Source organism: Citricoccus alkalitolerans (assembly GCF_039528175.1).
GTDB lineage: Bacteria > Actinomycetota > Actinomycetes > Actinomycetales > Micrococcaceae > Citricoccus > Citricoccus alkalitolerans.
Genome location: NZ_BAAALH010000002.1, coordinates 579,283 through 587,322 on the forward strand (window position 1 = coordinate 579,283; position 8,040 = coordinate 587,322).

General features: G+C 69.0%; 7 protein-coding genes and 3 tRNA genes. 5 read left to right on the forward strand and 5 right to left on the reverse strand.

Translation table 11 applies throughout. The annotated features are described in order from the left end of the window. Together ABD134_RS08530 and ABD134_RS08535 are read right to left on the reverse strand one after the other, a co-directional pair. Nucleotides 1-893: ATP-binding cassette domain-containing protein (locus tag ABD134_RS08530; protein WP_344228627.1), on the reverse strand; the 893-nt coding region annotated here is incomplete at its 3' end. Nucleotides 894-901: 8 nt separating this feature from the next. Continuing rightward, entirely contained in the window at nucleotides 902-1,300 is a 399-nt protein-coding gene (locus ABD134_RS08535) for a GntR family transcriptional regulator (RefSeq protein WP_344228628.1), read from the reverse strand. 198 nt (nucleotides 1,301-1,498) lie between these two features. On the opposite strand from ABD134_RS08535, the gene ABD134_RS08540 reads away from it, so the two are divergent. Genes ABD134_RS08540 through ABD134_RS08550 form a run of 3 tightly spaced genes read left to right on the forward strand, consistent with a single transcriptional unit; the run spans nucleotide 1,499 to nucleotide 5,114 of the window. After that, nucleotides 1,499-2,317 (forward strand): exodeoxyribonuclease III, encoded by an 819-nt coding sequence (locus ABD134_RS08540; protein ID WP_344228629.1) that lies wholly within the window; start codon nucleotides 1,499-1,501, stop codon nucleotides 2,315-2,317. Nucleotides 2,318-2,328: 11 nt separating this feature from the next. Further along, nucleotides 2,329-3,159, forward strand: a complete 831-nt coding sequence (locus ABD134_RS08545; RefSeq protein ID WP_344228630.1) for a DUF8083 family protein — start codon at nucleotides 2,329-2,331, stop codon at nucleotides 3,157-3,159. 44 nt (nucleotides 3,160-3,203) lie between these two features. Continuing rightward, the gene (locus ABD134_RS08550; RefSeq protein ID WP_344228631.1) at nucleotides 3,204-5,114 is read left to right on the forward strand and encodes a glycoside hydrolase family 13 protein; all 1,911 of its coding nucleotides are present in this window, start codon (nucleotides 3,204-3,206) and stop codon (nucleotides 5,112-5,114) included. A gap of 53 nt (nucleotides 5,115-5,167) precedes the next feature. On the opposite strand, the gene ABD134_RS08555 is transcribed toward ABD134_RS08550, so the two are convergent. The 3 genes from ABD134_RS08555 to ABD134_RS08565 all read right to left on the reverse strand — a co-directional run bounded on the left by ABD134_RS08555 (nucleotide 5,168) and on the right by ABD134_RS08565 (nucleotide 5,554). After that, a tRNA-Phe gene (locus ABD134_RS08555) sits at nucleotides 5,168-5,243 on the reverse strand. 73 nt (nucleotides 5,244-5,316) lie between these two features. After that, nucleotides 5,317-5,390: transfer RNA gene (locus tag ABD134_RS08560), tRNA-Asp, on the reverse strand. A gap of 91 nt (nucleotides 5,391-5,481) precedes the next feature. Then, nucleotides 5,482-5,554: transfer RNA gene (locus ABD134_RS08565), tRNA-Glu, on the reverse strand. A 171-nt stretch (nucleotides 5,555-5,725) separates the two neighbouring features. On the opposite strand from ABD134_RS08565, the gene ABD134_RS08570 reads away from it, so the two are divergent. Both ABD134_RS08570 and ABD134_RS08575 read left to right on the forward strand, forming a co-directional pair. Further along, nucleotides 5,726-6,079 carry a metallopeptidase family protein gene (locus tag ABD134_RS08570; RefSeq protein ID WP_344230800.1) on the forward strand — a complete coding sequence of 118 codons (354 nt, stop codon included), beginning with the start codon at nucleotides 5,726-5,728 and terminating at the stop codon, nucleotides 6,077-6,079. A gap of 291 nt (nucleotides 6,080-6,370) precedes the next feature. Continuing rightward, the gene (locus tag ABD134_RS08575) at nucleotides 6,371-7,978 is read left to right on the forward strand and encodes a C40 family peptidase (RefSeq protein ID WP_344228632.1); all 1,608 of its coding nucleotides are present in this window, start codon (nucleotides 6,371-6,373) and stop codon (nucleotides 7,976-7,978) included. The last annotated feature ends 62 nt before the right edge of the window (nucleotides 7,979-8,040 follow it).

Sequence of the window (8,040 nt, forward strand, 5' to 3'; positions counted from 1 at the left end):
AGGGAGAAGGCGGCGCTGCGCGCCGAGTCCGAGTCGGCGTCCATGAGGATCCGGCCGTCGTCGATCACCAGGACCTTCTCCAACAGGTCCGCGGCCTCATCGATGAGGTGGGTGGACATCACGATGGTGCGGGGGTGCTCCAGGTAGTCCTGCAGCATCACGTCGTAGAACAGCTGGCGGGCGGTGGCATCCAGGCCGAGGTAGGGCTCGTCGAAGAATGTCAGCGGGGCCCGGGAGGCGAGGCCGACGACGATCGCCACCGAGGACAGCTGTCCGCGCGAGAGCTTCTGGATCTTGGTCTCCACCGGCAGCCGGAACATCCTCACCAGCCGTTCGGCGAATTCCTGGTCCCAGCTCTCGAAGAACCAGGGGGCGGACTTCAGCACGTGCCCGGCCTTGAAGGACTCCGGGTACTTCTGGTTCTCCCGGGCGAAGCACAGGTGTGAGGCCGTCTCGACGTCCTCGAAGGGTTCCCGGCCCATCACGGAGACCTCCCCCTGGGTGGCCCGGTCCTGCCCGGAGAGGATGGACAGGGCGGTGGTCTTACCGGCGCCGTTGCGGCCGAGCAGGCCGCAGATGGAGTTGGCGGGGATATCGAAGTCGAGGCCGTGCAGAATCTCCTTGCGGCCGAAGGACTTCCGCAGCCCGCGAACGCTGATCACCGCCTCGGGATTGATCGGCTGCCCGGCCGGCAGCGGCCGGGCCTCGTGGCTCAGGGCGTCGGCGGCATGGCCGATGCCCGTGCCACTACCGGACGTGGGCTCGGCCGCAAAGGGCGCGGCGGCCGCAGTGCCGGACGAGGTGCCAGGCGTGGTTCCGGATGGGGCGTCGCGTGCCGTGCGGTTGATGCCGCCGGGAGCGGTCTCGGGAACGGTGTTGGGAGTGACGTGCATGATTCCCCCTACAGGGCTGATCGGGTGGTGTCTGCGATGGTCGTGAGATCGGCGGCGGTACTGCGGATCATCTCGGAGAGGTCCTCCGGAGTGATCTCCAACCGGGCCGCCTCGGTGAGCAACGGGTGGATGTACTGCCGGGTGAAGGCCTCGCGGCGGGAGCTCAGTAGTTTCTGCCGGGCACCGGGCACCACGAACATGCCGATGCCCCGTTTCTTGTAGAGGATCCCCGTGTCCACCAGCAGATTGATCCCCTTGTTGGCGGTGGCCGGATTGATCCGGAGGAACGCGGAGAACTCGGTGGTGGAGGGCACCTGCGTCTCCTCCGGGTAGGTTCCGTCCACGATCCCCTGCTCGATCCGGAGCGCCAGCTGGCGGAAGATCGGCTGCGTGGCGTCCATCTCCATGCGGCGCTCCATTCCTCGGCGTCGGAACCGGCAGCCGCGGTCGGCCTGGTCCGTTGGTTCGTTACTTGTGTAACTAACCTAGCAACCCATCCGCTCCATGTCCATCCCCCTTTCTGTCGAGTCCGGGTGGGTAGTGCACGCGAATACCCACTGGACTCGACTGAGAATCTCCTGCCTCCGGTTCGTTAGGCTGGGCAGGTGAAGATCGCGACCTGGAATGTGAACTCCCTCCGTGCCCGAGCCGACCGCGTCGAGTCCTGGCTCGAACGCACCGACGTGGATGTCCTGGCCATCCAGGAGACCAAGTGCAAGGACGAGAACTTCCCGTGGGAGCTCTTCGAGCGCATGGACTACGAGGTGGCTCACTTCGGCTTCTCCCAGTGGAACGGGGTGGCCATCGCCTCCCGCGTTGGCCTGACTGACGTTGAGCGCACTTTCTCGGGCCAGCCCGCGTTCGGCAAGGGCGGCCTGGACCCGGTCCAGGAGGCCCGGGCCATCGCGGCGACCGTGGGAACGGGGGCGGACGCGGTGCGCCTGTGGTCCCTCTACGTCCCCAACGGCCGAGCCCTCGAGGACGAGCACATGCCCTACAAGCTGCAGTGGCTCCACGTCCTCAAGGAGCAGGCCGCCGCGGATCTCGCCGCAGACCCGAACCTGCGCCTGGCCCTGACGGGGGACTGGAACATCGCCCCGCAGGACGAGGACGTCTGGGACATCCAGTTCTTCCGGGACCAGGGCCTGACCCACGTGTCCGCACCGGAGCGCGCCGCCTTCCACGCCTTCGAGGAGGCCGGGTTCCAGGACGTCGTCCGCCCGCGCCACCCGGGCCCCGGGGTCTACACCTACTGGGACTACACGCAGTTGCGCTTCCCCAAGAAGGAGGGCATGCGCATCGACTTCGTCCTGGCCTCACCGGCTCTTGCCGACTCCGTCGCGGACGCCTGGATCGATCGTGAGGAACGCAAGGGCAAGGGCGCCTCGGACCATGCCCCCGTGGTCGTGGACCTCGGCCCCTGAGCCGGAACGCCATGGAGTACCAGTCCGAACTGCGCGTCTACCAGCCCCTCGCAGCCTTTCCCGACGCCGTCCAGGCCGAGTACCAGCGAGCCAGCCGCCGCACGCGCGCGGCGGTCGAGCAGGAGTCCACCCTCCGGGCACAACGCCGGCTGCTGCGGGACGTCGCCGACCCGTTCCCGCACGGCCGTGACCTGGTCCGCGTGCTGCGGGTCCCCGTGGCCGACGGCGAGATCCCGGTCTCCGAGTACTTCTGCCCGGACGAGATGGCCCTGCGGAGCGAACTGGCGGCCGAGCAGCTGGCCGACTCGATGCGACCGCAGATCTTAACCTTGCTCGTCCCGGAGGCGGCCCGGCAGGCCAACATCGAGCGGCTGGCGGAGCGACTGGAGTTCGAGGACTCCGAGGCCCTGCACCAGGTCCATACCCGCACCGCGGTGTGGGGCGTGCCCGCCGGCTGGTTCGCATTGGTCCACGAGGACGATGAGGTGACCGTGATCGGGGACCCGGACTCCCCCGAGTCCGTGCGCCGCACCGTGCCGTTGGAACTGGCCCTGGAGCGGGGCCGGCATGCCGCCGTCGTACTCTCCCTGCACGCCCCGGACATGGACCTGCTGAACGACCTGACCATCCTGGTGTCCTGGCTGGAGTCCTTCCACCCGGATTCCCGTGTTGAGCTGGACTACGGCAGGCTGGCCCGGCTCGTGTGGCCGGACGACTCCCCCTTCGATGTCCGCACCGCGATCGAGGCCTTGGAGGACGGCGAGACCGAAGCCGCCGTGATCGCGAACCACCGGATGGTGCGCCGTTGGTTGCCGGTTCGGCAACTGGGGCGGGCGAGCTGACGCACACCCCTTCCCTGGAACCGGCGGACCACTAGGCTGGGCGCATGACCACGGGACCGCTGAGCACCCCACCGTCCGAGGCACGCAACCACCCCGTCAACCCCTGGTGGGTGGACGCGGTGATCTACCAGGTCTACCCCCGTTCCTTCGCGGACGCGGACGGGGACGGCATGGGCGATCTCGCCGGCGTGATCGCCCAGTTGCCGTATCTCGAAGAGCTCGGGGTGGACGCGATCTGGCTCTCGCCGTTCTACGTCTCACCGCAGCGGGACGGCGGCTATGACGTGGCAGACTACCGGGACGTGGACCCCCTCTTCGGCCGCCTGGAGGATGCCGAACGGCTGCTGGACGCCGCCCACGAGGCCGGGCTCCGGGTGGTCGTGGACCTGGTACCCAACCACACCTCCTCCGACCATCCCTGGTTCGTCGAGGCAGTGTCCGCAGACCCGGACACCGAGTCCGGCCGCGCAGTCCGCGACCGTTACATGTTCCGGCCGGGGACCGGGGAGGACGGCGCGGAGCCCCCGAACAATTGGCAGTCCACGTTCGGCGGTCCGGCCTGGACGCGCATCACGAATCCGGACGGCACACCCGGGGACTGGTACCTGCACCTGTTCGACTCCTCCCAGCCGGACCTGAACTGGGAGAGCACCGAGGTCCGGCATGAGTTCGAGGACATCCTGCGCTTCTGGCTCGACCGTGGCGTGGACGGCTTCCGCGTGGACGTGGCCCACGGACTCGTCAAGGCCGAGGGCCTGCCGGACCACCACGCCCGTCCGGGCATGGTCACGGACGCCGCGCCCCTCGCCGCCGCAGTGGATCCCGATGCCGGCGAGGACGTCGCCGGCCACCGCGAGGCCAACCCGCAGGACCACGCCCACCCCGTCCCCTATCACGACCAGGAGGGGGTCCACGAGATCTATCGTTCGTGGAACGCCGTCCTGGCCGAGTATGACCACGATCCGGTGCTGGTGGCCGAGGCCTGGGTGTCCCCGCTGGAGCGGTTGTTCCGTTACGTCCGCCCGGGTGAGATGCACCAGGCCTTCAACTTCACCTTCCTTCTGGCGGGGTGGGACGCGGTGCGCATGTCCGATGCGATCACGGTCTCCGTCCAGGAGGCCGAAAAGGTCGGGGCGCCGAACACCTGGGTGCTGTCCAACCACGACACGGTCCGGCACGCCTCACGCTTCGGGCTCGCTGACCCCACGCGCTATCCCAACGGCCTCGGCGCCGAGGACGAGCAGCCGGACGAGGCCCTGGGCTGGAAGCGCGGCCGCGCCGCCGCGATGATCGAGCTGGGGCTGCCCGGTTCCGCCTACATCTACCAGGGAGACGAACTGGGCCTGCCCGAGCACACAACCCTGGATGACTCCCTCCGTCAGGACCCCACATTCGTGCGCACCGAGGGCGCGGAGAAGGGCCGGGACGGCTGCCGCATCCCCCTGCCCTGGCGCGCCGACGCACCCGGGTTCGGTTTCGCCGTCGGGCATCATGCTGACACCAGGCCTCCGGTCACCCCAGCCACCCCCGGGCACGACGCCGGCGCGGCCCCTGTCGCTCCCGCGGCACCGTGGCTGCCCCAGCCGGAGTCCTACGGGACGTACGCGGCGGACCGGCAGGTCGACGTCGCCGGTTCGACCTTCGAGCTGTACCGGCAGCTGCTCGGCATCCGCGGGGAACTGGACCTGGGCACCGGGACCTTCGCGTGGTCCCGCTTCCACAGCCCCGAGCTCGGCGTGCTGGCGTTCACTGTGGCCACGGGCGGCGGCCAGGGCGGGTATGATCTCGATTCCGGTGACCACATCCCGGAGAAGGTCGCCCTCGTCATGGCCAACATGGGCCAGGCGGCGGTGGAGGTCCCCGAGGAATATGCCGCGGCGATCTTCAGCCACGACGAGGCGATGCAGGACGGGCAGCTGATGCCTGATTCCGCCGCGTGGTTCCTCCGACGCTGAGGCACCGAGGACGACGAAGGCCCCCACTCTGCTGAGTGGGGGCCTTCTCTTGCTGGTGGCTCCGACCGGCGTCGATCCGGTGACCTTTCGATTTTCAGTCGAACGCTCTACCAACTGAGCTACAGAGCCTGGCATCTCCGGTCGAGACCGGTGATCGCCAAGATCCTCCGAACCGGGAAAACCGGCGATCGGAACATCCGAGCGACCCTGACGGGACTTGAACCCGCGACCTCCGCCGTGACAGGGCGGCGCGCTAACCAACTGCGCTACAGGGCCAGTGTGCGAGAACTAACTCTACCAGACTGATTCCGGGCTTCTGACCACGAGTGGCCGGTCCAGCCGGAAGGCTGGTCGTGCAAGTACTGCGTACCCCCAACGGGATTCGAACCCGTGTCGCCGCCGTGAAAGGGCGGTGTCCTAGGCCTCTAGACGATGGGGGCCAGAACGCTTCGGGTTCCCGAAGTGGACCCATAGGAGTTTAGGCCGTCGAGGCCTCCCACCGCAAACTGCGTCCACGCACACGAGGCAGGATGGGGAGGGTGAACGACGACTCCACCCCCTCTCCCACCGACCCCGCCGATCCCGCCGGCCCTGACCCCGTGGGCGCCGACATGTCCGAGGAGGACTTCGACCAGGCGGTCTCCGATGCCCTGGACGCCATCCCTCCCGCACTGGCCCAGCGGCTGTCCAACGTGGCCGTCTTCGTGGAGGAGGAGTACGAACCAGAACCATGGGAAGACCCGCAGATGGAACTGCTGGGCCTGTACGACGGCATCCCGCTGACGGAACGGGGTGAGATGCCGTTCCAGCTCCCAGACCGGATCGTGGTCTTCCGCGGTCCGTTGTTGCGGATGTGCAGTGACCGCGAGGAACTCGTCGACGAGATCACCGTGACCGTGGTCCACGAGGTCGCGCACTTCTTCGGAATCGATGACGACACCCTGCATGAATTGGGCTGGGGATAGCCGCCTGGAGACAACGTTCTACCCTGGGCCGGCACCACGGGGCCGGCAACACGCCCGGCGATTCCCCGGGAAATGACACCACTGTTGTTTATGATTCCAATGGGACTCGTGTTGCTTTTGTGACAATAGTGCATCTATTGTCACTACCGTGGCGCCTTTTGGCAGGCCGCGTGACCATCGCGCAGTGATCTCGTGACGGTGACGTGACCATCCCGCACCGTGGTCCGGCCCATCCTGGTGATGACCGGACCTGCCAACCCACTCGCACGGGTGCCACAGTGAGGAACTGCCGTGAACACCCGCCGCACCGTGGGCGTGACCGCCGTCGTGGCCGCCGTCGCCGCCACCGCCCTGGCAGCCGTATCCCTACCGGCCGTCTTCGACGCCTCCTCGGACACCGTCCAGGCGAACCTGCAGCGCGCCGACCAGTCGACGAAGGCCAACGAACCGGACATCGACCGCCCGGAGATCCCCGCCCTCGATGACGTGGTGGCCGCCAAGGAGCAGTCCTCATCCAAGACCGCGATGGCCGATCGCCTGCAGGCCTCCATCCGCCAGTCCACAGAGCGGGAACGCCAGGCCGAGGCCCGCGCCCAGCAGGCCAACGAAGGCGTCCGCACTGCCAACGAGGCCCTGGCAGAACGTCACGAGACCGCCGACGCCGCCCGGCAACGCGCCGATGCGACCACCGAGGCAGCCGGCACCGCCCGTGACGAGTCCGGCGCCGTGGCCGCGGACCTGTACCGCGGGGGCCAGACCAGCGCCGGCGAGGTCCTCCTCGGCGACGAGGACACCCTGGCCCACCAGGCCACCGCCGAGAAGGTCGCCGCGGACAAGGCCCGCGCGGCCGAGGAGTCCGCACGTCAGGCCGCGGAGGCTGAGGAGCTGGCCCGTCAGGCCGAGGCCGCCCAGTCCGCCCAGGCGGAGGCCACCGCCGCTGCCGAGGAGCAGCAGCGCCGCCTCGAGGCGGCGGCCCAGGCGGCGGCGGAAGCCGAGCAGCAGAACGAGGCCGACCGCCAGCAGCTCATCACCCTCTTGGCCGAGCTCGAGGACCTCACCGTGGCCGAGGCCACCAGCCAGGTCGAGGCCATGGAGCAGTCCGAGCGGGACAACGCCCTCCAGGAGGCCATCGCCGCCTCGGAGCAGCCGGCCGAGGAGCAGCCGGCGGACGCTCCGGTACCGACCACCGCACCCGCTGCCGGCACAGACCCGGCGAGCACCGCACCGGCCACCACGGTTCCCGTGATCCCCGCGGCCCCGGCGAGCACCCCCACGGCATCGGCCACGCCGACCCCCTCGGCGACGCCCTCTCCCACGGCGACGCCGACCCCGTCCGCCACCGCGACTGCCTCGCCGTCCCCCACGAGGACGGCAACGGCCTCTCCCGCTCCCACAAGGACCCCGACGGCGACCCCAACCCCCACCCGGACCACCCCGGCTCCGGCTCCGAGCACGTCGACCGCGCCGAAGCCCACCCAGACGACCGCTCCGAAGCCCACCCCGGCGCCGACGTCGGGCTCGTGGACCTCGACCGCCACCACCTGGGCCGTCAACAAGGCCAACGAGGCGGGCACCTACTACACGTGGGGTGGCAACGGCCCGAAGGGCTATGACTGCTCGGGCTTCACCCGCGACGCCTTCGATGCCGCCGGCAAGTACCTGCCGCGCACATCGACGGATCAGTACCGGGCCGCCAAGCAGTACGTCCCGCTGTCCCAGCTGCAGCCCGGTGACCTGGTGTTCTGGTCCTCCAATGGCGGCTCCAGCATGTACCACGTGGCCGTCTACATCGGTGACGGCAAGATCGCGCACGCCCGCAACCCCAGCATGGGCATCTCCGTGACCGCGCTGAACTACGGCGGCATGTACAACATCCACCCGTACGCCGGTCGCTACTGACCGTCAGGTCACCCGTTACCCCACAGCTCACGACGCCGGCCGGTCACCTTCCCTGCGGAAGG